The sequence below is a fragment of the Thermoflexus hugenholtzii JAD2 genome (assembly GCF_900187885.1).
Lineage (GTDB): Bacteria > Chloroflexota > Anaerolineae > Thermoflexales > Thermoflexaceae > Thermoflexus > Thermoflexus hugenholtzii.
In genome coordinates, this window is record NZ_FYEK01000071.1 from 1 (window position 1) to 22400 (window position 22400).

General features: G+C 67.5%; 22 protein-coding genes. 5 read left to right on the top strand and 17 right to left on the bottom strand.

Annotated features, from left to right (window positions below; translation table 11 throughout):
* Positions 1 to 241 precede the first annotated feature (241 nt).
* Entirely contained in the window at positions 242 to 1126 is an 885-nt protein-coding gene (locus CFB18_RS12640; RefSeq protein ID WP_088572159.1) for an SH3 domain-containing protein, read from the top strand.
* Positions 1127 to 1149: 23 nt separating this feature from the next.
* On the opposite strand, the gene CFB18_RS12645 is transcribed toward CFB18_RS12640, so the two are convergent.
* Positions 1150 to 1998, bottom strand: a complete 849-nt coding sequence (locus tag CFB18_RS12645) for a DegV family protein (RefSeq protein ID WP_088572160.1) — start codon at positions 1996 to 1998, stop codon at positions 1150 to 1152.
* A 103-nt stretch (positions 1999 to 2101) separates the two neighbouring features.
* Positions 2102 to 2761 (bottom strand): glycerol-3-phosphate acyltransferase, encoded by a 660-nt coding sequence (locus CFB18_RS12650; protein ID WP_088572161.1) that lies wholly within the window; start codon positions 2759 to 2761, stop codon positions 2102 to 2104.
* Between the two features lie 191 nt (positions 2762 to 2952).
* Here CFB18_RS12650 and CFB18_RS12655 point away from each other — a divergent pair, with 191 nt between their 5' ends.
* On the top strand, positions 2953 to 3579 hold the full coding sequence (locus tag CFB18_RS12655) for a YbhB/YbcL family Raf kinase inhibitor-like protein (protein WP_088572162.1): 627 nt from the start codon (positions 2953 to 2955) through the stop codon (positions 3577 to 3579).
* 19 nt (positions 3580 to 3598) lie between these two features.
* Here CFB18_RS12655 and coaBC read toward each other — a convergent pair whose 3' ends face one another.
* From coaBC to CFB18_RS12680, 5 genes are all read right to left on the bottom strand, one after another.
* Positions 3599 to 4831 (bottom strand): bifunctional phosphopantothenoylcysteine decarboxylase/phosphopantothenate--cysteine ligase CoaBC, encoded by a 1233-nt coding sequence (gene coaBC, locus CFB18_RS12660; RefSeq protein ID WP_088572163.1) that lies wholly within the window; start codon positions 4829 to 4831, stop codon positions 3599 to 3601.
* A 49-nt stretch (positions 4832 to 4880) separates the two neighbouring features.
* A complete protein-coding gene (xpt, locus tag CFB18_RS12665) occupies positions 4881 to 5450 on the bottom strand; it encodes a xanthine phosphoribosyltransferase (protein WP_088572164.1) in 570 nt (189 codons plus the stop codon).
* A 135-nt stretch (positions 5451 to 5585) separates the two neighbouring features.
* The gene (locus tag CFB18_RS12670) at positions 5586 to 7910 is read right to left on the bottom strand and encodes a glycosyltransferase family 39 protein (RefSeq protein WP_159461749.1); all 2325 of its coding nucleotides are present in this window, start codon (positions 7908 to 7910) and stop codon (positions 5586 to 5588) included.
* Positions 7911 to 7942: 32 nt separating this feature from the next.
* Positions 7943 to 9856: a hypothetical protein gene (locus CFB18_RS12675; protein WP_143597616.1), complete on the bottom strand. Its 1914-nt coding sequence runs from the start codon at positions 9854 to 9856 to the stop codon at positions 7943 to 7945.
* A 33-nt stretch (positions 9857 to 9889) separates the two neighbouring features.
* Positions 9890 to 10312, bottom strand: coding sequence for an FmdB family zinc ribbon protein (locus tag CFB18_RS12680; protein WP_088572167.1), 423 nt, complete (start codon positions 10310 to 10312; stop codon positions 9890 to 9892).
* Between the two features lie 126 nt (positions 10313 to 10438).
* On the opposite strand from CFB18_RS12680, the gene CFB18_RS12685 reads away from it, so the two are divergent.
* The 3 genes from CFB18_RS12685 (at position 10439) to CFB18_RS12695 (ending at position 13381) form a co-directional block, all read left to right on the top strand.
* Positions 10439 to 11140: a guanylate kinase gene (locus CFB18_RS12685; RefSeq protein ID WP_200808217.1), complete on the top strand. Its 702-nt coding sequence runs from the start codon at positions 10439 to 10441 to the stop codon at positions 11138 to 11140.
* 39 nt (positions 11141 to 11179) lie between these two features.
* Positions 11180 to 12544 carry a replication-associated recombination protein A gene (locus tag CFB18_RS12690; protein WP_200808218.1) on the top strand — a complete coding sequence of 455 codons (1365 nt, stop codon included), beginning with the start codon at positions 11180 to 11182 and terminating at the stop codon, positions 12542 to 12544.
* A 69-nt stretch (positions 12545 to 12613) separates the two neighbouring features.
* Complete coding sequence (locus CFB18_RS12695) at positions 12614 to 13381, top strand: ParA family protein (RefSeq protein ID WP_159461750.1); 768 nt, start codon at positions 12614 to 12616, stop codon at positions 13379 to 13381.
* A gap of 32 nt (positions 13382 to 13413) precedes the next feature.
* Here the strand turns inward: CFB18_RS12695 and CFB18_RS12700 are convergent, their stop codons facing one another.
* The 10 genes from CFB18_RS12700 to glmS all read right to left on the bottom strand — a co-directional run bounded on the left by CFB18_RS12700 (position 13414) and on the right by glmS (position 21812).
* Entirely contained in the window at positions 13414 to 13869 is a 456-nt protein-coding gene (locus CFB18_RS12700; RefSeq protein ID WP_088572169.1) for a type II toxin-antitoxin system VapC family toxin, read from the bottom strand.
* Entirely contained in the window at positions 13866 to 14141 is a 276-nt protein-coding gene (locus tag CFB18_RS12705) for a type II toxin-antitoxin system Phd/YefM family antitoxin (RefSeq protein ID WP_088572170.1), read from the bottom strand. Before CFB18_RS12705 ends, CFB18_RS12700 begins: the two co-directional genes overlap by 4 nt.
* Positions 14142 to 14245: 104 nt before the next feature.
* On the bottom strand, positions 14246 to 14863 hold the full coding sequence (locus CFB18_RS12710) for a helix-turn-helix transcriptional regulator (protein WP_088572171.1): 618 nt from the start codon (positions 14861 to 14863) through the stop codon (positions 14246 to 14248).
* On the bottom strand, positions 14860 to 15465 hold the full coding sequence (locus CFB18_RS12715) for a S1C family serine protease (RefSeq protein ID WP_159461751.1): 606 nt from the start codon (positions 15463 to 15465) through the stop codon (positions 14860 to 14862). Before CFB18_RS12715 ends, CFB18_RS12710 begins: the two co-directional genes overlap by 4 nt.
* Positions 15387 to 16388, bottom strand: coding sequence for a S1C family serine protease (locus CFB18_RS12720; protein WP_088572173.1), 1002 nt, complete (start codon positions 16386 to 16388; stop codon positions 15387 to 15389). The genes CFB18_RS12715 and CFB18_RS12720 overlap by 79 nt, the downstream gene beginning before the upstream one ends.
* Before the next feature lie 341 nt (positions 16389 to 16729).
* Positions 16730 to 17836, bottom strand: coding sequence for a glycosyltransferase family 4 protein (locus tag CFB18_RS12725; RefSeq protein ID WP_088572174.1), 1107 nt, complete (start codon positions 17834 to 17836; stop codon positions 16730 to 16732).
* Positions 17837 to 17850: 14 nt separating this feature from the next.
* Positions 17851 to 18258, bottom strand: coding sequence for a methylmalonyl-CoA epimerase (gene mce, locus CFB18_RS12730; RefSeq protein ID WP_088572175.1), 408 nt, complete (start codon positions 18256 to 18258; stop codon positions 17851 to 17853).
* Between the two features lie 65 nt (positions 18259 to 18323).
* The gene (locus CFB18_RS12735; RefSeq protein WP_088572176.1) at positions 18324 to 18791 is read right to left on the bottom strand and encodes a VanZ family protein; all 468 of its coding nucleotides are present in this window, start codon (positions 18789 to 18791) and stop codon (positions 18324 to 18326) included.
* The gene (locus CFB18_RS16345) at positions 18754 to 19938 is read right to left on the bottom strand and encodes a glycosyltransferase family 4 protein (protein WP_159461752.1); all 1185 of its coding nucleotides are present in this window, start codon (positions 19936 to 19938) and stop codon (positions 18754 to 18756) included. Before CFB18_RS16345 ends, CFB18_RS12735 begins: the two co-directional genes overlap by 38 nt.
* 29 nt (positions 19939 to 19967) lie before the next feature.
* The gene (gene glmS, locus CFB18_RS12745) at positions 19968 to 21812 is read right to left on the bottom strand and encodes a glutamine--fructose-6-phosphate transaminase (isomerizing) (protein WP_088572178.1); all 1845 of its coding nucleotides are present in this window, start codon (positions 21810 to 21812) and stop codon (positions 19968 to 19970) included.
* Positions 21813 to 22400: the final 588 nt, after the last annotated feature.

The window sequence follows — 22400 nt, forward strand, 5'->3', positions numbered from 1 at the left end:
CTCACTGGTGGAGGTCACGAAAGCCGTCAGATTCCCCTCATGGCTGTCGATCCCGATCACTCCCCCCGGCTTATAGGGGATGGGGTCAGAGAAGGGCACGTCCAATCGCGTAACTTCTACCCTCTTATAAAATCTGTCGGGGCATGCCACAATAGATGGGAGCTGGGAACTCCGAGGACCTGTTGAGCGTCTTTCACTCGAGCGACCATATCCATGCGCCAACCCTGAAGGAGCAGGACCAATGAAACCGACAAATGGGATCGCCTGGCTTGGCATCGCCGGGCTGCTCCTGGCCTGTCAGGCCGGGGGGACGCCGAGCCCGACGCCCACGCCGGCTCCGCCGCTGCAGGCGCCGACGGCCACGCCCACCGCGATGCTCACCCCCACCTCCGCCCCGCCGCTCCGGCCCCTGGCGGTGGTGCGAGTTCAACCGACCGATCGGCTTCACGTGCGCACCGGACCGGGTCCGGATCAGCCGATCCTGGCCGAGCTGCTCCCGGACGCGACCGGGCTGCTGCCCACGGGACGGGAGCAGACCGTTCAGGGCGCCCGCTGGGTGGAGGTCCGGCTGCCGGACGGGCGGATCGGATGGGTGAACGCGTCTTTCTTGACGGAGGAAGTTTCCCCCCAGGCCTTCTGCGCGGATCCGCAGGTCCAGGCGCTGATCGACCGCCTGGAGGCCGCGATCCGAGGGCGGGACGGTCCGGCGCTGGCCGCGCTGATCAGCCCGGTCCACGGCTTGCATCTCCACGTCAACCGCCTCAGCGACGCGGTCCGGATCCGTCCGGAGCAGGCGATCACCCTGTTCACAGACGAGACGCCGGTGCATTGGGGTGTTCACCCGGCCAGCGCCATGGAGATCGTCGGCCCCTTCCGCCAGGCCGTGCTGCCGGATCTGCTGGACGTGATCGATCGCCCCCACGAGCGGCACTGCGGCCTGCTGGTGCCGCCGGTGACCTATCAGCCCGCGTGGCCGGAGGCCTACCGGGCCTTCAACTTCTACAGCCTGCACCGGCCGGGGACGCCGGGCAATGAGCTGGACTGGCGGACCTGGGTGGTGGGGATCGCGTATGTGGACGGCCGGCCTTACGTGGCGGTGCTGATGCAGTTCTTCTGGGAGCCGTGAAAAGATCCCCCCACCTTCTTCCCTTAGCGATCCTCCTCGGTGTAATAGGCGAGCCCCAGCACGCCTGGCCCGGCGTAAAGGCCCATCACAGGGGAGAAGGCGGTGAGGTAACACTCCCGGCAGTCGAAGCGGGCGAGGAGCTGCTGCCGCAGGGCTTCCGCCTCCTCCAGGGCCGCTGCATGGAAAACCGCCGCGTGCACCGGCCGATCCCCTACGTCGCGCGCCATGCGTTCGATCATCTCCTCGATGGCCCGACGCCGGGTACGCACTTTCGACAGCACCTCGATGCGGCCGTTCTGCATGGTGAGGATCGGCTTGATCTGCAACACGTCCACGGCCAGGGCCGCGAGGGCCGGCGCCCGCCCGCTGCGGATGAGATAGGTCACCGTCTCCAGGACCGCAAAGAAGCGAAGGCGGGGGCGAAGGGCCTCCACCCGAGCGACGATCTCGTCCAGAGATGCTCCCCGCTCCGCAGCCCGGGCCGCCTCCAGGACGAGGAAGCCCTGGGCCATAGTGGCCGCTTGGCTGTCGATCACCCGGATGGGCACCTCGGGGACCATTTGAGCGGCCAGCAGGGCCGCGTTATAGGTGCCGGTCATCGCCGCCGAAACGTGGATAGAGACGATCCCGTCCGCTTGCCGAGCCAGCTCCCGATAAGTCTCCAGAAAATCCCCGATGGACGGCTGGGAGGAAGTTGGCATGATGCCGGCGCGCTGCCAGGCATAGACCTCCTCCGCCGTCACGTCAATGCCGTCCCGGAAGACCCGCTCGCCCAGGAGGATCCGCACAGGGACGATGCGGATCCCATAGGCCTCGACCAGCTCCGGGGGCAGACACGCCACGCTATCCGTGACCACCGCGATCCTCGCCATGGCTCTCCCTCGGAGAAGGGATCGGGCAGGACTGCGCTCCCGCGCCTCGAAGCGTCCGGCGTGTGAGGATCCCCAGGGCCTGTAGAGACCGGAGGGAGAAGGGTTATGGCCGGCCCGGGTGGCGGAACATCCAGGCCTCCCAGGAAGCAACATCCCGGTCCAGCCAGAGGCGTCGCCAGAGCACCCGCCGCCGCTCCGCAGGGTCCGCCGGAAGCGGCTCCCGATTGGCCTCCAGGCGTTTGACTACGGTGATCCCCAGCATGCCCAGCGCCCCCGCGACGACCTCCGACGGCCCGTTGAGGAGGAGGACGAAGCCCGGCAGGGCCGCGATGGCCAGGAGGGCCGTCACCGCGGTCAGACGCAGCCCTCGCCCGACGGCGAGGCCTCCCAGGATCCACAGCGCCCCGGGAGGGAACAGCACCCCCAGCCACCCGAGGAAGGGCCCGATGCCCCGACCGCCGTGGAAGCCCAGGAAGAGCGGCCAGTTATGACCCAGCACAGCGGCCAAGCCGGCGGCCACCGCCACGCCCCGGGGACGTCCCAGGCTCATGGCCAGGAGAGCCGGCGCGGCTCCCTTCAGGACATCCAGGAGGCCGACCGGGAGAAGGGCCCAGCGGGACACGTGGTAATACACCATGGTCGCGCTGATCGTGCGGCTGCCCCACTGCCGCAGATCCACCCTCCGCAGGAGGCGGCCGGCAAGGTAAGCGGTGGGAATGGAGCCCAGAAGATAACCCAGCAGGATAAGTCCGAAATCCTCCATCGCTCCCTCCGCCCGGGAAACCGCTTCGAGGCGCTGAAGGAGCCACCTCTTTTCAGCATACCCCGGATCACGCGAACTTTCCAGAGCCCCTGCCGGGATTTCCCGCCATCCCCAGAACGGGCGAAAATGAAGCCGGACGGGGCCGGAGAAAGGCGCATCACCCCTTCACCACACAATGGAAGGAGGATTGGATGAGGGGAATCGGAGCTTGCGGGCGGATCGGGTTGTTGCTGATCCTCGGGTTCGGATGCCGGCCATCGCCCGTGCCGGCCTCCCCAACTCCAGCAGGCCAGCCCTCCCCTGTGCCGGTCTTACCCACCGCCGCTCCTGTCCCTGCGACACCGGAGGAGAAGATCCGTGAGCTCCGGCTCCGCAGCCCGGCCTTCGCGGATGGGGATCCGATTCCCGTGGCGTATACATGCACCGGAGCGGATCGCTCGCCTCCTCTGCGCTGGGACGCGCCCCCGCCGGGAACCCGCAGTCTGGCGCTGATCATGGACGATCCGGATGCGCCGGGAGGACGGTTCATCCATTGGGTGCTGTATCAGATCCCGCCCGACCGCACGGAGCTCCCGGAGGGCGTGCCGGCGGAGCCTGCGGTGGAAGGTATCGGGTTCCAGGGGCGGAACGACTTCGGGCGTATCGGATACGGAGGCCCATGCCCGCCGCCGGGCCCGGCCCACCGCTATCGGTTCACGCTCTACGCCCTGGACATCTCCCTGGATCTTCCGCCCGGCGCCGACGCCGCAGCGGTGGAGCAGGCCATCCAGGGCCACATCCGGGGGATCGGGCGACTGGTTGGGCGCTACGGGCGATGAGCCACGTCCACCGGGACGGTTATCCTCCCCCGGTCGCCGAAAGCAGCGCCACTACGCGATCGAGGATCGCCTCCGCGACGGCGGCTTTGCTCATCAGCGGGAGCGGCTCGATGCGGCCCCGGGCGTCGATGAGGGTGACCCGATTGGTGTCCACCGCGAACCCGGCCCCGGGCTCCGTCACATCGTTGGCGACGATGAGGTCCAGCCCCTTCGCTTGAAGCTTCGCCTGGGCGTTCTCCAGAAGGTCGCGGGTTTCCGCAGCGAACCCTACGATCACATGGGGTTTGCCGGCGGAGGCGCGGCGGGCGGCCACGCCCGCGAGGATGTCCACCGTCGGGATGAGCTCCAGGGTGAGCCCTTCCCCCCGCTTGATTTTAAAAGGCCGGCTTTGGGCGGGGCGGTAATCCGCCACCGCGGCGGCCATCAAGAGGACATCGGCGGCCTCGGCTTCCCGCCAGACCGCCTCCGCCATCTCCGCGGCGGTCCCCACATCGATGCGGCGGGCCCCGATAGGGGTCTCCAGGGCAACCGGTCCGGCGATCAGCACCACTTCCGCGCCGCGGTCCAGGGCGGCCTGGGCCAGGGCGAAGCCTTGCTTCCCTGAGGATCGGTTCCCGATGAAGCGAACGGGATCGATGGGCTCATAGGTGGGGCCGGCGGTGACCACCACCCGGCGGCCGGCCAGCGGGCCGTTCCGCCCCAGCGCCCGGCGGATGTGTCCCAGGATCTCTGCGGGCTCCACCATCCGTCCCCACCCCTCCAGGCCGGAAGCCATGCGGCCATAGGCGGGGCCGATGATCTCCACTCCCCGGGCCCGGAGCCGCGCCACGTTCTCCTGGGTCGCCGGATGGGACCACATCCCCCCGTCCATCGCAGGAGCGACCAAGATCGACGCCCGGGCCGCCAAGCACAACGTGCTGAGCAGATCATCCGCCAGGCCATGGGCCATCTTGGCCAGGAAATCCGCCGTGGCCGGGGCGATCACCACCAGATCCGCGGCCTCGCCCAAGGCGATATGGGGCAACGCGGTTTCCGGGGTGGGTGTCCAGAGATCCGTGTACACCGGCCGGCCCGTGAGGGCCTGGAAGGTGAGCGGGGCGATGAAGCGCGTGGCGGCAGCGGTCATCACCACGTCCACCCGGGCGCCGGCCTGGGTCAGCTTGCTGGCCAGGTCCGCCGCCTTATACGCGGCGATCCCCCCCGTGATCCCCAGGACGATCCGTCGATCTTTCAAGACTGGGATCGGTTCCATCCATTGCGCTCCGTGTGCGGCTCTCACAAACCTGACGCGCTATCTGGCTTCACTCCAGGAGGATCCGGTCGCCCTCCACGCCGGTGACCACCGCCAGGGATTCGATGGGCACGTTCAGGGATCGCAGTCGATCCCGCCCGCCCTCGAAGCGCTTCTCGATCACCGCGCCGATCCCCACCACCCGAGCGCCAGCGGCCTGAGCCAGCCGGGCCAGCGCCAAGATGGTCGCCCCGGTGGCCAGGAAGTCGTCGACGATCAAGACCCGATCCCCCGGCCGCAGATAGTCGGCGGCCACCAGCAACGTCACATCCCCACCTTTAGTGTGGGAGGGAGCGGTGGCGAAAAAGACGTCATCCCCCATCGTGAGGGGCTTGTGCTTGCGGGCGAAGACCAAGGGCACCCCCAGGGCGTAGGCGGTCATCAGCGCCGGCCCGATCCCGGAGATCTCCGCGGTCAGCACCTTGGTGGGCTCCAGGTGGCGGAACCGCCGGGCGAGCTCCTGCCCGCACGCGGCGATCAGGGCGGGGTCGATCTGATGGTTCAGGAAGGCATCCACTTTGATGATGCCGTTCCCCAGATGACGTCCATAACGCCGGATCGCTTCTTTCAACGCTTCCACCGGAAACCTCCCTTTGAAAGGCTTCGTATCGGATTCGGGCCAAGCAGAGATCTTCCAGCCCGGGTGTTCTCCTGGAAGAAGTTTGATCCGAGCCCCGTGGAAGGGCAAGGGGGCCAAGATAAGGAAGCGCGCGGCTCACCGCCGCGGGCGCACGCGGATGAGGCCGAGGATCAGACGGCGGGCGGTCGGATCGGCCCCCTCCCCGCTCACCGGCAGCCGTTCCCCGGTCTCCAGCAGATACATCCCGGCCTCCAGGAGATAGTCCCCGGCGGGCATCTCCGCTGGCAGCCGGAGCACATAGCGATCCCGCAACGGCTGACCGGGGATCCAGTGGGTGGTCGGATACGCCCCCTCCAGGGGAACCTGATCGTCCTGGGCCCACACCGGGTTGCCGGTGGCCGGGTTCCAGGCCTCTCCGATCAGATGGGTGAACACCACATAGGAACGGGGGATCGGACTCTCCGCCTCCCAGTAGAGGTCCAGAAACAGCGTATCCCCCGGCGCCGCCTCCGGTGGATCCCCCTGCTGGACCCCATACAGGCTGTAACCCAGGAAGCGAATCCGATTCCCCAGGCGCGCGGACATCGGACGGGCGATCTCCGAGGGGGAAGGAGGAGGGATCGTCCCCTCCACCCGGAACGCCGGGATCGTCACCGATCCGTCTCCTTCCGCCTCAACCCAGACGACGTAATCTCCCGAAGGCGTGTAAGGGGTGACGGGAAGTTCCAGCGAACCCCGTCGGATCCCTGATCCCGCCGGGACATGGAGCTCCGTCCGAGCGACCCGCTGATCGGGCCTGCGGATCCATTCCACTGTTAAGGAGAGCGGACGGCCAGGCTGCAGGTAAAGGCCGATGCGCATGGTCTCCCCGGGCCGGAACCCACGCCCCACCCGATCGTATCCGAGGAAGATTCCAGACGGATCCTTCAGGCGATGGATTTCGTTCAAGCGGGCCAGGTTCTCCGCGGGGACCGCAGGCTCCTGAGGAGAGGCTACATACAAGATCAGAGCGTTGTGGCCGAAGGGGAACTCCAACACGCGATGAAGATGGGCGTCCAGCCACCGTTCCACCCAGCCCTCGGGGTCCTGGAGGTGGCTTTCCACCCGGGCCAGCCAGATCCGCGGATGGGCCCGAACGATCCCCTCCAGCTCCCCCCCCACCGTGTCCGATCGAACCGGGACAGCCTGCCGGGGGACCGGATACACCGGCGGGAGGCCGTTCGTCCCATCGATCCGCTCGTAGTAATACTGAAACTCCGGCGCGCGGTCCCCGGAGACCAGGATCACGCCATCCCCGGGTCGAGCGTAAACCCGGATCAGGAAGGGAAGAAGGGCCGGATCCGCCCGCCAGTGGCGGTTGGCGTAATACGCTGGGAGCGAGGCCAGCGATAGGCCGAAGGCGCCCAGCGCCAGCACAAGGGCGAAAGGTCGGAGGCGGGGGATGGAGAAAGCCCGGGCGATGGAGAACGCCAGCAAGAGGCTGAAGTAAGGTAGAGCGGGGAGGAAGTAACGCGCCTCCAGGCGGGGCGTATACAGGAAAGACCGGGGGCGGGTGATCAGCCAGACCGCAACGGGCTGGAGAGCCAGCCCGATGCTGAGCAGGGCCAGAGGAAACAGATCCCGTATCCGGCGCGTCGCGCGCACGGCTTCCCGCGCGGCGACGGCGATCCCGGGGAGCATCCCGGCGATCAGAAGCACAGCAGGCCCAGCCCATCGCTCCACATCGGTCGAGATCCCCGTCGTCCAGAGCACCGCGCTCAACTGCAACACGGCGGACCACCCAGGGGGCGGACCGCCCGCCGACCAGGTGGCCATGCGAGGCAAGGCAAAGGCGAGCCACCCGAGCATCAGGAGCGCGAGCGTTCCGTGGGCGAGCAGCCATCGCGGCCAAGCGCGCCGGGGGATGGCCCACAGCAGGCTGAGGCTCTGGGGGATCCAGGCGAAGAGGGCCAGATAGACCGAGAAGAGGGCGATTGAGCTGCTCAGCGCCCACGCGCCCCATATCCGGAAGGAACCCGGTTTGCATGCGACCCGCAACGCAAAGAACGCGGAGAGGGCGATCCCAAGGGCCGCCAGGGCATACATCCGGGTTTCCTGGGACCACCAGATGTGAAAACGGGAGAGACCCAGAAGCCAGAGGGCAAGGAGTTGGACGCCGGGTCCGCCCAGCCGGCGGCCGGCAGCCCCCGCTGCGGCCACGGTGAGGACCCCAAAGGCCACTGATGGGAATCGAGCGGCGAACTCCCCATCCCCCGCCAGCCGGATCCAGGGCCAGAGCAGCGCATAGTAAAGCGGGGGGTGAGTGTCCCGCGCCGTCCCCCAAATCATCTCGGGGAACGGACGGCGGGCCAGCCCGATGGTGAACCCTTCGTCCCACCAGACGTTTGCCTCGCCCAGGCGATGGACGCGCAGGGCGAATGCAACCAGCAACCCCACAAGGGCCAGGACCCGGTATGCCATCGCGCTCTTTAACTCGCCGCTTCGAGAGGAGCTCATGGCAGATCAATTGCTGCAAGTGGAACGACTCGATCTTCTTGAGGGACAAACATGCCCGAGTGGAAATTCACACGCTCGCCGGTATCCGATCGGTAAACCCCTAATCCGATTCGGTAAGCGCCGGGGGATGCTGTCGGAGATATGGGAAGGCGCCGGATATCCTGCACGCTGGCGCCCACGCGCATCCAGCGCGGCGGCAACGTCTTGCCGATGAGATAGCCATCCTCTTGGGCCACCAGACGACCGTCGGGCCCATAGAGGTGAAGGAAAACCGTCCAGTCCTCATGAACCGGAGCACGAAGCGCCCAGGTCGTCAGAACAATCAGCTCCCCTTTTCCCCGCTCCACAGATGCTTCGCACAGAACCAGCGACCCCGGCCCAAAAGATGCCCACTCGAACGGACACGGCCTGCGGCCACCGACTCGCACGAGACGCAAGGATCCCTCCGTTCGATAATCCACTCGGAAAACGGCGTCCGCACGTTGCACGATCTCCGCCATTCCTTCCCAGCCCGGCCAGGATCCCAGCGTCCCATACCGGAAGCGCCACGGTTGCAGAACGTCCGGGAATGAGAGGGCAAGGACCTCCCATGATTCCCCCAGATTAGCGTGCAGGAACGCCCCGATGCCCACATAGTCTGGGATGAGAGGGATCCCTTCGTGGCCGAATGGATAGCGCTCCGATGAGCTGGCCAGCCAACTGGGATAATTGATGAACACAAGCGTAGAACCCGGGGGGACCTCCCGCACCTGTCTCAAGGTTTCCCGGACCAGAGCGCCGCCTGCCTTCAACTGCTCAAGCATGTTCTTTAGGAAAGCGCCATGGGCAAGGGCCACGGCACTGATTCCAACAGCGGCGAGGATCCTCCCCCATGAAGGGCGCCGGGCAAGCCACTGTATCCCCTCCGCCCAGATCCAGGCCGCTCCCGCTGCCCCCAGATACATCAAGCGGGGGCCGTCCATGACATACACGAAGGGTCGCGTCAGCAGCGCCGGAAGCACCGCCAGCCCATACCATCCCACTCCTACCACCCAGACTGATATGTAACCGGACTGATAAAACACAAAAGCCAGCGCCCCCAGGACGATCAGCCCGAGTAAGGCCAGCGCCGCAGACCCGGCCGGCCAGCCAGCGGGGATCGCCTGAGGAAGCGGGGTGATCAGTCCTTGAAGGAAATAAAGCGCGTTCCGTCCCCAATCCGCAACCGGTAGGCCTCGCATCGCCTTTCCGGGCCCAGCAAGGGAAACCCAGAGCGCCAGGGAGGCCATAGGGAGCATTCCATAGATCCAGGCAAAGATCCGAACGCGGGGATCAGTGGCCACAGGGCGCTTACCAGATAACATCGCCGCCAAGCAGACCAGCCAGCCCGCCATGACGCCGTGCTCGGCCGCGAAGGGGGCCAGCGCCACCGGGAAAAGCGCTCCAACCATCCCGCGCAGAGTATGGGTAGAAGCCAGCAGGGCCCCCAATAAAGCAAAGAAGGCAACCAGCGGATGAATCAGAGCGCTTGGATAAATCACCGCCTGCAAGCTGAACGGGAACAGAAGAAACCAAAACGCCGCCAGGAGCGCAGTCCATTGCGATCCGGATCCGGAGATGCGCCGATACAGGAGGCCCACCAGAGCGGCGTTGAAAATGTGCAGCGCCAATCCCAATCCCCGAAGGGCGAGGACAGCACCCTTCCCCCATAACAGGTCCGCCGCCTTCCAGAGCGTGAGGCCGAGGGATCGGTAGTAACCCACCGGCCAGCGAAGAGAGGTCCAGATCTCAGCCCATCGGGCATCCCGCGCCGCTTGCAGGACAACCGGATCATCGAACAAATAGGGGAGAGACAGGAAAGGTCCGAAGAGCCCCCACCCCAACCCACCCAGAAGCAATAGGGTAGCGAGCCGGAGCCCCAGAGAACGCACTCGATGACTCTCTTGACGGACCGTGTTCACCTCTCATTCCTCTCCGGCAGATCCCTCGCCCTCCTCCTCCCCTCCCTCGCCTTCGCCGGCCAGTTCGGGCATCGCCTTCTCGATCTCCTCCGGCGTCTGGCCGGCCTCCAGGCGCTCGATGACCTCCTCGAACTCCGGGCCCAGATCGCCCAGCTCCTCCCCCAGCTCCTGCGTCATCCGCCGCATCCAGCGGCCGATGGAGCGAGGATCCTTCTCGTCCACATCCCCGATCCAGTCCGCGTCCGCCAAAGACTCCAGCCGCGCCTCCTCCGAGCGAAGCACCCGAACCCGGGAGATCAGACGGACCAGATCGGAGCTCCCACAGTAGGTGCAGGTGACCTGGCTGTGGTCGACCTCCGAAAAAGTGCGGAAGAAAGCCGTGACCCGACGCCGACACCGACGGCAGCGATACTCATAAATCGGCATGCGGAACCCTCCCCAACAGGATTCCACCGTGGAGGCAATTCCTGATTATAGCCCGATCCAGGGGTCCGGCGGGGAGCGCACGGGTTCAGGTAAAATGAGAAGCGATCCCACCGCATGCGGAGCACGATGAGCAAACGGAAAGGCGCGGAAACCATGGAAACGGTTTTCTCTCCGGCCGTCACCCTTGAGGGGCTGGCCCAGCGCCCGACCCAGCCCCTCGTGGTGGTGATCTCCGGACCCTCCGGGGCCGGGAAAGATTCCCTGATCCGGCGGATGAAGGAGCTACAGGTCCCCTTTCACTTCGTGGTCACCGCCACCTCCCGTCCCCCGCGCCCCGGCGAGGTCGACGGCGTGGATTACCATTTCCTCTCCCGGGAACGGTTCGAGGCCGGTATCCGGGCCGGGGAGTTCCTGGAATACGCGGTGGTCTACGGGGATTACAAGGGCATCCCCCGCTGGGAGATCGAGAACGCCCTGGCCAGCGGTAAGGACGTGATCCTGCGGGTGGATGTGCAGGGCGCGGCCACCCTCCGCCGCCTGATCCCCGAAGCGGTGTTCATCTTCGTCATCCCTTCCTCCCGGGAGGAGCTCATCGAGCGCCTGCGCGCCCGCGGCACCGAGAGCCCGGAATCCATCGCCCGGAGGCTCCAGGCGGTGGAGGAGGAATTAAAGCACTGGGCGGAGTTCGATTACGTGGTCGTCAACCGGAACCAGCATCTGGACGAGGCGGTGGCGGACATCCTGGCGATCATCCGCGCGGAGCACCGCCGAGCGCATCCCCGGGCGGCCCGTCGGGAACCTATGTCCCCTCCGCCGTCGTCTCGATGAAGCGTGCAACCCCACACGCTTCCGAAAGGGGACCTGTCCATGGCGGGAATGGGAGATCTCTTCACGCACGGGCGGGCGGAGTACTGGAAGCGGGAAGCGCCGCTGGCGGCCCGCCTCCGGCCCCGGCGCCTGGAGGAGTTCCTCGGCCAGGACCACCTGATCGGGCCCGGAGCCCCGCTCCGGCGCTTGATCGAAGAAGGCAAACTGCTCAACTCCATGATCTTTTGGGGTCCCCCGGGCACCGGGAAGACCACCCTGGCCCTGCTCATCGCTCAGGCCGCCGGCGCCCACGTGGAAAACCTGAGCGCGGTCACCGCCGGCCTGTCCGACCTGCGTCGGGTGATCCAGGAAGCCCGGGAACGCCGCCGTCTCTACGGCCAGCGCACCCTCCTCATCGTCGATGAGCTCCACCGCTTCAACCGGGTCCAGCAAGACGCCCTGCTCCCCCACGTGGAGGACGGGACGGTGGTGTTCATCGGCATCACCACCGAGAACCCTTACTTCGCCGTCGTCCCCGCCCTGGTCTCCCGCTCCCGGGTGTTCTCGTTCCGTCCCCTCACTGAAGAGGAGATCCTGGCTCTGCTGCGCCGCGCCCTGACCGATCCTGAGAACGGCTACGGCGGGCAGCCCATTGAGGTCCCGGAGGAAGTCCTCCGCTTCTGGGCCCGGCTCAGCGAAGGGGACGCCCGCAGCGCCCTGAACGCCCTGGAGCTGGCGGTCAGCGCCACCGCCCCCGGACCGGACGGGGTGATCCGCATCACGATGGACATCGCCCAGGCGGTGGTCCAGCGGCGAGCCCTGGCCTACGACCGGGAGGCTCATTACGACACGATCAGCGCCTTCATCAAGTCCATCCGGGGCAGCGACCCCGACGCCGCCTTGTTCTGGCTGGCGAAGATGGTGGATGCCGGGGAGGATCCCCGTTTCATCATGCGACGCCTGCTGATCCTGGCAGCGGAGGACATCGGGCTGGCGGATCCCATGGCCATTGTGGTCACGGCGGCGTGCGCCCAGGCCCTGGAGTGGGTGGGGATGCCGGAGGCAGCCTACCACCTCGCGGAGGCCACCCTCTACCTGGCCACTGCCCCTAAAAGCAACAGCGCCGGAGCCTATTTCCGGGCCCTGGAGTTCCTGCGAGCGCATGGAGCCGGCGAGGTGCCCGCGCACCTCAAGGACGCCAGCCGGGACGCGGAGGCCCTGGGCCACGGCCAGGGCTATCAATATCCCCACGAGTTCCCGGGGCACTTCATCCGCCAGTCCTACTGGCCCGTCGGCCTCCCCCGGGTCCGGTTCTACAGGCCCTCGGATCAGGGCTACGAACGGGAGGTCGCCGAGCGCCTCCGCCGCTGGTGGGGCGCCCTTGAAGGACCGGAGCCCTCCTCCATCCCGTCCGAGGAAACGTGAGCGCATCCCGGCCCCAGGATGAACTTGGCGCCGGGTTGGAATCCGAAAGACGAAACATGGGAGGCGGGATTGGCCCGCACGATCGCCGTTGTCAGCCAGAAAGGGGGAGTGGGCAAAACCACCACGGTGGTTCATCTGGGGGTGGCCCTGGCGGAACGGGGAGCGCCCACCCTGCTGGTGGATCTGGATCCTCAAGCGGCCCTGACGGCGGCCTTCGGGATCAACGAGGACCTCCCCTCCGGCATCGAGGCCGCGCTGCTCAGAGGCATTGCCCTGGCCCAGGTGATCCGGAGCATACGCCCGGGTCTGGATCTGGCTCCCGCCACTTTCCAGCTCCACCAGGCGGAGATGAGCCTGCATCAACGGCCCAGCTGGCAACATCGGCTCCGGGAGGTCCTGCGGCCGGCCCAGGAACGCTACGCTTACATCTTGATCGACGCGCCGCCCGGCCTGGGCCCGCTGACGGTGAACGCCCTCACGGCCGCCGACGCCTTCCTGGTGCCCATTCGGCCGGACTATCTATCGCTCCGCAGCCTCAAGGGCCTGCTGATCGCAGTGGGGCGGCTGCGTCAGCAACTGGGGCTCTCCCTGGAGCTCCTGGGCATCCTCCCGACGATGGTCCAGCTCCACGTCCGACACCATCGGGATGTGCTCTCGGAGTTGACCGCCGCCTTCGGTCGGAAGGTGTTCCCGGTTTTCATCCCCCAGACCATCCGCTTCGCGGAGGCGCCGGTGGCCGGCAAAAGCCTCCTGGAGCTCATGGCCAGCCACCCCGGCGCCCAGGCCTACCGTCGCCTCGCCGCCCTCATCGACGAGACCCGCCCGAAAGCCCGCTGAGGCCCGGCCTGGATCCAGCCCGCATGTCCTCCTCACCCGCTCGATCCCGCCCGGGATCCAAACGCCCAGCACGGCAATCCCTCTCGTTCGGCCGCCCGAACCAGTTGCTGGTCAAAGCTCACGAAAAGAATGCCCGCGCCCAGCATCTCCGACCACGTGAGAGCTCCTGCAAGGTGAACCGCATCATATGCGCGCAACCCATAACGCCACGAAAGGTCCGCAGCACGCCGGGCTAAGGCCCCCGTCACAGGAAGCCGAACGTAGAACGCCCAGTGGCTTAGAAAATCCTGCCATGCGCGTCCGGCTTCCGCCGCGGAAAGCCACCCCAGGCGGATCGCTTTGCTCAAGGCGGAAGCCATCTCCACCTGGGCAAGGATAACAGTTCCCGCAAGCACCTCTCCCTCCAGCAGCTGGGCCACCTGATCGCTGTGTGTCTCCTGAACATCACGCTTGACCAGGGCGCTGGTATCCAGATACAGGACTTTCATTCCCGATCCTCTAACACCAGTTCTGCAAGCGTCCCCGGACCATGAAGCCGGACTGCGGGTTGATAGGGGGGCAGCAGGTGGCCGTTCCACTCGATCAGCCCGGCACGCATCAATTGAGTCATGCGGCCTCGAGGATCTTCAGAGAAGGGAAGGATCTGCCCGATCGGCTCACCGCGCTCCATCAGGATGATGGTCTCTCCTTCTTTGACTCGCTGAAGGTAATATCCCAGACGATCCCTGAACTGACGAAGGCCCAAACGGATCACGCCCATGTCGCTCCCCTCCCGGTTGGCATTCTCGTGACTCATGATAGCCCAATCTACATCAACGGTCCCCTTCGCTCCCCTGAGCAAGAGGATAAACGTGAACGGAGCGTCTACAGGGCGATCAGGCCCCGGCGCAGGCCCTGGCGGACGGCTTCGGCGCGATTGACAGCATTCAGTTTTCGGTAAATTGAGGAGATATGGAACTTCACGGTGCGCTCGCGGATGCCCAGCCGGGCCGCGATCTCTTTGTTGGCCAAGCCCTCAGCCAGCAACCGCAGGATCTCCAGCTCCCGGGGCGTGAGCGGCTCACCCGGCTCTTCGATCCCCTCCGGCCGCGCCCCGAACCCGGGCATCCAACGGGGATCGATCACCAAGAGGCCCTCCGCCAGGGCCCGCACGGCCGCCCGCAGTGCATCCGCTGAGGTCTCAAAGAGGAGCACCCCGTAAATCGGGAAACTCATCGCGATGGAGGGGAGCAGCCGCTCCGCCCCTTCCGCATCTTCCACCAAGAAGAGGACCGCCGGCCCCTCGCCGGTCCACTCCCGCCATCCCCATCGCGCATCCATGGCCGGGTGCACCCCCGCCACCACCACAACCTCAGCGCTGGAGCGCCCCAGATCCATTAGGGAGGACGCCTCCTGCACCACCCGGATCTCCTCCCCCTCCAGCATCGCGCGCAGTCCGGCCCGGAGGGCCGGAACGGCCGCCACGACGGCCACGCGGATCATCCGTTCCCCTCCCGGATCAGCCCATCTACTGCGTCCGCCGGGACCGCCAGGCTTTGATCCCCACCCACCACCATCGCGCTCACCCCCACCACCCGTCCCCAGGCGTCCAGCAGCGGGCCACCGGAGTTCCCAGGCGCCAGCGCCGCATCCGTGCGCAACAGACGGAGCGTCCTGCGCGGGCCGCCGGTTCGGACGGTCACCCATCCGCTGAACACCCCCAGGGTGACGGAATAAGGCTCGCCCCATGGATGCCCCAGGGCCAGCATCAGGGATCCCGCCCGGAGCGTGGCCGGATCGCGAAGGGGAAGCGCGGGCCCCACCGGCTGTGGGAGCCGGAGCACCGCCAGATCCAGCTCCGGCTCCACAATGACTGGCACCGCCGGCAAATGCTCCCCCGTCCACAGGGTCACCCGATGGGGCTCGCGGGCGAGCAGATGGGCGCTGGTGACCACAAGCCCCGGCCGCACGAGGAAGCCGGCCCCAAATCCCCCGCGGCCGTTCCACACCCGCACAACGCCCGGGATCACCTGCTCCAGGACGGCCCCCAGGGCGGCATCCACCGCCGCCGGAAGCCCCGCCACGGTCCACCCCGGAAAGGCCATCGCTCCGCCTCCCATGCCTCCCGACGCTCCCCGATGATCAGCGACAGCGTCCGCCGCTCCTCCCCCCGGAGCACCTCCACCTCAACCGAACGACCCACCACATCCCCGAAGAGCCGGGTCTGGAGATCCTCCACCTCCTGGACCGGATGGCCCTGGAAGGCCGTCAGGATGTCCCCCGGGCGCAACCCGGCCTGAGCTGCCGGACTGCCTTCCTCCACCCCCACGATCAGCAACCCATGGGATTGAGGACGCCCCAGGGCCTCCTGTTGCGCCGGGGCGAGGGGAACCGATTGCGTCCGGATGCCCAGGTAGCCCCGGCGGACCTGCCCTTCACGGGCCAGGGCTTCCGCCACCCGCCAGGCCAGCCGGATGGGGATGGACAGCGGGATCCCGGCCAGGCCGGAGGTGTTGATCCCGACCGCTCGCCCTTCCCCATCGATCAGCGGGCCTCCCGAGAAGCCCGGATACATGGTGGCATCGGTGCGGAGATAGCGCTCCAACCATCCGCCCCAGGGGGTGCGGAGCGGACCACCGACCGCGGTGATCACCCCCAGGCTGGCCTGGATGCCCTCTGAGGTGGGCCGCCCCAGGGCCAGGACGATCTGGCCCACTCGGGGTTCCCGCTCCGCGATCTCCAGCACCGGAACCGAGCCCTCTGATACCCGCAACAGCGCCAGATCCGTGGCGGGGTCCCGGCTGATGCGGACGGCCGTCCGCTCCCGGCCGTCCGGCAACACCACCCGGATCTCCTCTCGCTCGATGACGTGGTCCGCCGTCAACACCAGGTCCGCCGCGTAGCCGACCCCGCTGGCCGGCCAGCGATCCCGCGCGTCCACAGTGACCGTGGCCGCCGCCCCTCGCGCGGCGGCCTCCGCCAGGGCCTCGGACAGAGCGACCAGTGGATTCAGAAACTCACGCTCCATGGGGGCCTCCTTTTGTTTCGGTTGCCCGGGGAGCGAGGCCGATCGCCTTCGCCTCCTTCGGGTCTCTGCGCTCAGCATACCGTGGGGAATCCTCCCGGCGCCCCGGCCATGCGGACAGGAGAGATCCCGGACTTCCGGGCAGCCCCTATCTCTTCGTAGAAGCAGCTTTCGACACAACCTTGCCGTCTCGAGGACGGAGGTTCAGGGCTAAAGCTGTAGGAGCAGCTTCCGCCGCGACCCATCAGGGTTCAAAAACAAGAGTTCGGGGCTACAAAAAGACCGATGCCTGCAGGAGCGGCTTCGGCCGCAACCCCTTGTCGCATCGAAGACCGGGGTAGGGTTCACCCCAGCTCACGATAAACCCCAAGGGTGCGCCAGGCGGTCTCCTGCCAGGAGAACTGCCCGGCGCGGGCCCGCGCCGCCGCCCGCCACGCGGGGTCCTCCGCGCGTCGCCACGCGGCCTCCAGCGCCCGGGCCATCCCCTCTACATCCCGGGGATCAAAGAACATCGCCGCTTCCCCTCCCACCTCCCGCAACGCCGGGATGTCCGAGCACGCCACCGGCACCCCGCAGGCCATCGCCTCCAGCACCGGCAGGCCGAAGCCCTCCCAGAGGGAAGGGAAAACGAACAGCCGCGCTCCGCTGTAGAGGGCCGGCAGATCCTCCTCGGGAACCATCCCCAGATCCCGCACGCCCGGCCGGAGCCGCAACGGGTAACGGGGATCCCGCGGGCCGGCCAGGACCAGGGTCGCCGATGGATCCGGGAGCCGCCCCCGCACGCGCGCCCACGCCTCCAGCAATCGATCGATGTTCTTCGATGGCTTGTTCACCCCCACCCAGAGGGCATACGGCGGCCGGATGCCGTAATGGGATAGGACCTCCGCCACCTCCTGGGGAGGGCGCGGGAAGAAATGGGGGTCGGCCGCTTCAGGGGTCACCGCCACCCGGCCGCGGGGGACGCCGAAGAGGCGGAACAAGTCTTCCTGCGTGGCCCGGGAGATCACGAAGACCGCATCCGCCCGGGCCAGGACGCATCGATGCCAGAACCGGTAGAGCCATCGCTGGAGCGGGGACCAGGCGGCGGGCAGGCGCAGCGGGGCGAAATCATGCAACGTCACCGCGAGCGGCGCCGACCGCCGGAGCAGACCCAGGGGGACCGCATAGTGGGGCACGTGGACCAGGGCCTTCGGCCATCGCCGGAGAAGCCAAGGGATCACCCCATGCTCCGCCGGCACAAAGGGAGGGATGGAAACCGGGATCCGCTGCACAGCCGGGAAACGGTCTAACGTCTGGAGATCCCAGCGCCGGTTGGGCGCATGCGGCACGTAGAGCAGGCGCACGCGCAGCCCGGGCTCCAGCGAGAGCATGGCCTCCAGCAGGCGGAAGGCGTAGCGTCCGATCCCCGGGAAGCGATCCTGGATCACCCGGCCGTCGAACACCACCTCCATCCCCGGGCTCTCCCTTACGCGCCGGACGCCCGTTCATACAGCTCCACCAGCACCCCAAAGGCGCTGCGGGGGTGAATGAAGGCATACCGCGTCCCATCGCTCCCCACCAGAGGGGATTCGTGGATGAGCTGCACGCCGGCCTCCCTCAGCCGCTTCAAGGTCCCATCCAGATCCTCCACCTCTACGCAAATGTGATGCAGGCCCGGGCCCCGACGGGCCAGGAACTTCGCGACCCCGGACTCCGGATCCGTGGGCTGCACCAGCTCAATCTCTCCCCCTTCCATGGGGAAGAAAGCCACGCGGACCTGCTCGGCCGGAGCGTCCGCCACCCGCGCCAGGGGCAGACCCAGCAGGTCCCGGAAGAAGGGCAGGGCCGCTTCGAGATCCTCCACTACGATAGCGACGTGGTTCAGCCGTGGCATCTGACAACCTCCCGTTCATCCGCTTTCGGTGATCACCAGGGACCCAACGGGAACGCCGGAAGTCCTCATAGGTCTCCCTGGATAGAGGAGGCCAGCTCCTCCCGCCGTGCGGCACTATGGCCTCTGCGAACACGCCCCATCGGCCATCCCCCCGCGCCAAGCCAGGCACCCGCGCCGTCGATGAGGATGTCCCACCCGCTGGGATGACGCCCAGGGACCAGGCTTTGATGGGCTTCGTCGGTGATCGCATAGAGGACCGCCCACAGCCATCCCAGCAGACCGGGATGCTTCACCGGCTCCGCCTGCAGCGCCCAGCGGGCCAGCGCGGCCAGGATCGCATATTCCAGGGCGTGGGCGGTTTTCTTGAGGAGCGTGTCCAGCCATGGCTCGGGAGCCTGAGGTAGATGAGGCTGGGCGGACAGGAGGAAGATCACCCCCATCCAGGCCAGGGTGAGGGTCCAGCGGATCCCGCGGGGGGCTTCCCGCACGGCCCGCTCAAGGACGCGCTGTCGCTCGGTCCACGGCGTAGGCATAAGCCTGCTCCAGGGTCGGCATCCGGTGTTCCCACTGATGGGCGGCGAGGATCATCCGTCGCGCGCTCTCCCCCATCCGCCACGCCTCCTCCGGACGCTGCAGCAGCATCCAGGCCGCCTCGACCATGGCCGCCGCATCCCCCGGCGGGACCAGCCATCCGGTCTCCCCGTGACGGATGTATTCGGGGACCTGGCCCACGGCGTCAGCCACCACCGGGAGCCCGACGGCGAGCAGGTCGATGAGCTTCATCGGACACTTGGCCCGGTTGATCAGGTCGTCGTCCATGAGATAAAGGGCCACATGGCCCCGGGCCAGGACCTCCGGGAGTCGGGCGGGTTCCACCCAGCCCTCCCAGTGGACCCTCCCGCTCAGGCCGGCCTCGGCGAGGGCGACGCGAAACCGCTCCTCCTCATCACCGAGCGCTTTGCCTACATAAAGAAAGACGAGATCCTCCGCGCGCCGGGCCAGCTCCCCCATCACATACACGAGGCGCTCCAGGCGGAACTCCAGGAAACGGGTGTAGAGGACGACACAAGGCGGTCCCGGGGGTTGCGCCCGCGGCGGGGCGTGGAGGAGGGCAGCGTTGGGCACATAGAACACCCGGCGGCGCGGGATCCCCATCGCCCAGGCGAGGGTCTCCAGGGCGCGGCTGGCCACCGTCAGGGCGTCCGCGCGGGTCATCCCCCATCGCTCCTGCCAGGCGAACAGACGCCGCTGCCAGGGCGTATAGGGGTTCCGATCGTTCCATCCCCCCGGGCCCTCCCAGTCATCGGTGTCCACCACCAGGGCGCCCCGGAAGCGCCCCGCCCGGCGCAGCTGATAGAGGATCCAGTGGACGAACCCGGCGTAGGCTTTGGGTTTGAAAGCGTGCACTACGTCCGGCCGCTCGTGGAGGACAAGACGGACCATTCGTTGGGTCAGGGCGAGGGGCGGCCACGCCCGTGGAGAGAGCGGCACGTAGAGGATGCGCACGCCCTCCTCCTCCCAGGCCCGTCCTGCGTCCTCGACGTTCGGCCAGGGCGGCAACACCAGGACCACCCGGTGGCCCCGGCGGGCCAGGGCCCTCGCCATCGGCAGCGCCCGCGCCGCCATCGTCCCTCGCGGGCGCAGGCCGAAGGGGCCGACCATCACCACGGTCCAGGACATCTGCTCCCCTGACCTCGTCCCCAGCGGGCTCATTCCACCGTCACGCTTTTGGCCAGGTTGCGGGGCTGATCCACATCGCATCCGCGCAGCACCGCGATATGGTAGGCCAGCAACTGCAACGGCACCACCGCCACCGCCGGCTGAAGCCAGCGGGGCGCGTGCGGCACCGAGAGGACCGCATCGGCGCGCGCGGATGCCGCCCGGTCGCCGTCGGTGATCAAGGCGATCACCTGCCCCCGGCGGGCCCGCACCTGCTCCATCTGGCTGAGCATCTTCTCATAAGTCACCGGGTCCTGCAACGCCAGGGCCACCGTCGGCATGCGCTCATCGATCAGGGCGATGGGCCCATGCTTCATCTCCCCCGCCGGATACCCTTCCGCGTGGATGTAGCTGAGCTCCTTCAGCTTGAGCGCTCCCTCCAGGGCGATGGGGTAAAGCAACCCTCGCCCCAGGTAGAGGAAGTCCTCATAACGGTAAAAGGCCCGGGCGACCTCCACCACCTCTGCCTCCCGGTCCAGGACCCGGCCCAGGAGGTCGGGCAGGCGGGCCAGCTCGCGGACGTGCGTGCGGATCTCCTCGGGGCTCAGGGTCCCCCGCAGCTCGGCCAGCCGCAGGGCCAGCAACAGCTCGTCCACGATGGAGGCCGTGAAGGCTTTGGAGGAAGCCACCCCGATCTCCGGGCCGGCGTGCATCAGGATGCAGGCATCCGCCATGCGGTGGGCCTGGGAGCCGATGACATTGACGATGCTCCACAACCGCGCGCTCCCCTCCCGCGCTCGCTCCATCGCCGCCAAGGTATCCACCGTCTCACCGCTCTGGGAGATGGCCAGCACCACCGTGTCCGCATCCAGCACGGGGTCGCGATAGCGGAACTCGCTGCCGTAATCGACCTCGGTGGGGATGCGAGCCAAGGATTCAAAGTAGAACTTGCCCACCAGCCCGGCGTAGTAGGAGGTGCCGCAGGCCACGATCACGATGCGGGAGATCCGCCGCGCTGCCTCGGGGCTCAGCGGGACCTCCTCCAACGTCACCCGCCCGCGCTCGAAATCCACCCGTCCCCGCAGGGTGTCCGTGACCGCCCGGGGCTGCTCGTGGATCTCCTTGTGCATGAAGTGCCGGTATGGTCCTTTGGCCGCCGCCACGGGATCCCAGGGGATGGTCTGTACCGGCAGGTGCACCGGCTCCCCCTCCAAAGTCCACACCCGGACGTTGTCCCGGCGCACCACGGCCATCTGACGGCTTTCGAGGAAGAGCATGCGGCGGGTGTGCTCCAGGATGGCTGGGATGTCCGAGGCGATGAACATCTCTCCCTCCCCCAGGCCGATCACCACCCCTCCGGCGTTGCCGATACGGACGGCGATGAGGCGATCGGGGTGATCGGCGGAGAGGACGACGATGGCATGGGCGCCCTGCAGGGCCTGGAAGGCGCGGCGGGCGGCGGTCTCCAGGTCGGCCCCGGCGCGGAGGTGCGCCTCGATGAGATGGGCGATGACCTCGGTGTCCGTCTCCGAGGTGAAGCGATGGCCCTCCGCCTGGAGGGCCTGGCGCAACTCGAGGAAGTTCTCCACGATCCCGTTGTGGATCACGGCGATGCGCCCCGTGCAATCCCGGTGCGGGTGGGCGTTATGATCTGCGGGGGCGCCGTGCGTCGCCCAGCGGGTGTGGCCCATCCCGATGAACCCGGAGGCCGGCTCCGCCTCCAGCAGGTCCATCAGCTGGCGGATTTTCCCCGCGCGCCGCCGGACCTCCAGCCGGCCGTCCTGGACCACCACCAGCCCGGCGGAGTCGTAACCCCGGTATTCCAGCCGTCTCAGGCCCTCGATCAGGATGGGCACCGCATCCCGGTGCCCGACGTATCCGACAATGCCACACATGGCAGCCTCCCGAGATGAAGGGGGAATTTTCCGGAAGACCATCCTTCGCCCTTCCCGGGCCAGCATCCGGCCGGGAGGGCCTGTCAGGAGGAGCGATCGAGGGCCGCTGCCGGCCGTTTTGTCCCGCCGGTTGCCCGGCGGTTTTGTCGGCCGGCTTCCAGAGGGGGGAAGTAGGGGTCGCGGCCGGACCCCTGGCGGCATCCGCCGAAGCCTCGATTTTCCCCGGCTCAGAAGCCGGGTTAGCCCCGCCGGAGCGGGGAACCGCCTCCCTCGTCACCCGCGGGAGATCTCCCACGGGCCAGGCGCTGGCTTCCCCCCGGATCCCCGCCTGACCATTACGAACCTCCCGAAGACTTGCAGGTTGTCCGGCGATTTTAGAACACACCCCAGATCAACCAAAGGCTGCGTGCAAAGCACAAAGGGCTGCGCGCAAATCTTCCCAGAACCTCTGGAAGGATCGGTCCATCCTCTCGGGTCTCAACACCTCTGCGATCGCCTCGCCGTATTCCGCGCCGCCCAGGATCGGCTCCACCCCCGCCGCACGGATCGCATTGCGCAGCGCATTTTTATACCGATCGCGCTTACATT

What these genes read in the sequence shown, in the direction of transcription:
- CFB18_RS12655 (WP_088572162.1), top strand. Translation starts at nt 2,953, where the DNA reads ATGAGGGGAATCGGAGCTTGCGGGCGGATCGGGTTGTTGCTGATCCTC.
- CFB18_RS12735 (WP_088572176.1), bottom strand. Translation starts at nt 18,791, where the DNA reads ATGCCTACGCCGTGGACCGAGCGACAGCGCGTCCTTGAGCGGGCCGTG.
- CFB18_RS12700 (WP_088572169.1), bottom strand. Translation starts at nt 13,869, where the DNA reads ATGAAAGTCCTGTATCTGGATACCAGCGCCCTGGTCAAGCGTGATGTT.
- glmS (WP_088572178.1), bottom strand. Translation starts at nt 21,812, where the DNA reads ATGTGTGGCATTGTCGGATACGTCGGGCACCGGGATGCGGTGCCCATC.
- CFB18_RS12690 (WP_200808218.1), top strand. Translation starts at nt 11,180, where the DNA reads ATGGCGGGAATGGGAGATCTCTTCACGCACGGGCGGGCGGAGTACTGG.
- CFB18_RS12645 (WP_088572160.1), bottom strand. Translation starts at nt 1,998, where the DNA reads ATGGCGAGGATCGCGGTGGTCACGGATAGCGTGGCGTGTCTGCCCCCG.
- CFB18_RS12640 (WP_088572159.1), top strand. Translation starts at nt 242, where the DNA reads ATGAAACCGACAAATGGGATCGCCTGGCTTGGCATCGCCGGGCTGCTC.
- CFB18_RS12650 (WP_088572161.1), bottom strand. Translation starts at nt 2,761, where the DNA reads ATGGAGGATTTCGGACTTATCCTGCTGGGTTATCTTCTGGGCTCCATT.
- CFB18_RS12725 (WP_088572174.1), bottom strand. Translation starts at nt 17,836, where the DNA reads ATGGAGGTGGTGTTCGACGGCCGGGTGATCCAGGATCGCTTCCCGGGG.
- CFB18_RS12670 (WP_159461749.1), bottom strand. Translation starts at nt 7,910, where the DNA reads ATGGCATACCGGGTCCTGGCCCTTGTGGGGTTGCTGGTTGCATTCGCC.
- CFB18_RS12705 (WP_088572170.1), bottom strand. Translation starts at nt 14,141, where the DNA reads ATGGGCGTGATCCGTTTGGGCCTTCGTCAGTTCAGGGATCGTCTGGGA.
- CFB18_RS12715 (WP_159461751.1), bottom strand. Translation starts at nt 15,465, where the DNA reads ATGGCCTTTCCGGGGTGGACCGTGGCGGGGCTTCCGGCGGCGGTGGAT.
- CFB18_RS12720 (WP_088572173.1), bottom strand. Translation starts at nt 16,388, where the DNA reads ATGGAGCGTGAGTTTCTGAATCCACTGGTCGCTCTGTCCGAGGCCCTG.
- CFB18_RS12710 (WP_088572171.1), bottom strand. Translation starts at nt 14,863, where the DNA reads ATGATCCGCGTGGCCGTCGTGGCGGCCGTTCCGGCCCTCCGGGCCGGA.
- CFB18_RS12680 (WP_088572167.1), bottom strand. Translation starts at nt 10,312, where the DNA reads ATGCCGATTTATGAGTATCGCTGCCGTCGGTGTCGGCGTCGGGTCACG.
- mce (WP_088572175.1), bottom strand. Translation starts at nt 18,258, where the DNA reads ATGCCACGGCTGAACCACGTCGCTATCGTAGTGGAGGATCTCGAAGCG.
- CFB18_RS16345 (WP_159461752.1), bottom strand. Translation starts at nt 19,938, where the DNA reads ATGTCCTGGACCGTGGTGATGGTCGGCCCCTTCGGCCTGCGCCCGCGA.
- CFB18_RS12685 (WP_200808217.1), top strand. Translation starts at nt 10,439, where the DNA reads ATGAGCAAACGGAAAGGCGCGGAAACCATGGAAACGGTTTTCTCTCCG.
- coaBC (WP_088572163.1), bottom strand. Translation starts at nt 4,831, where the DNA reads ATGGAACCGATCCCAGTCTTGAAAGATCGACGGATCGTCCTGGGGATC.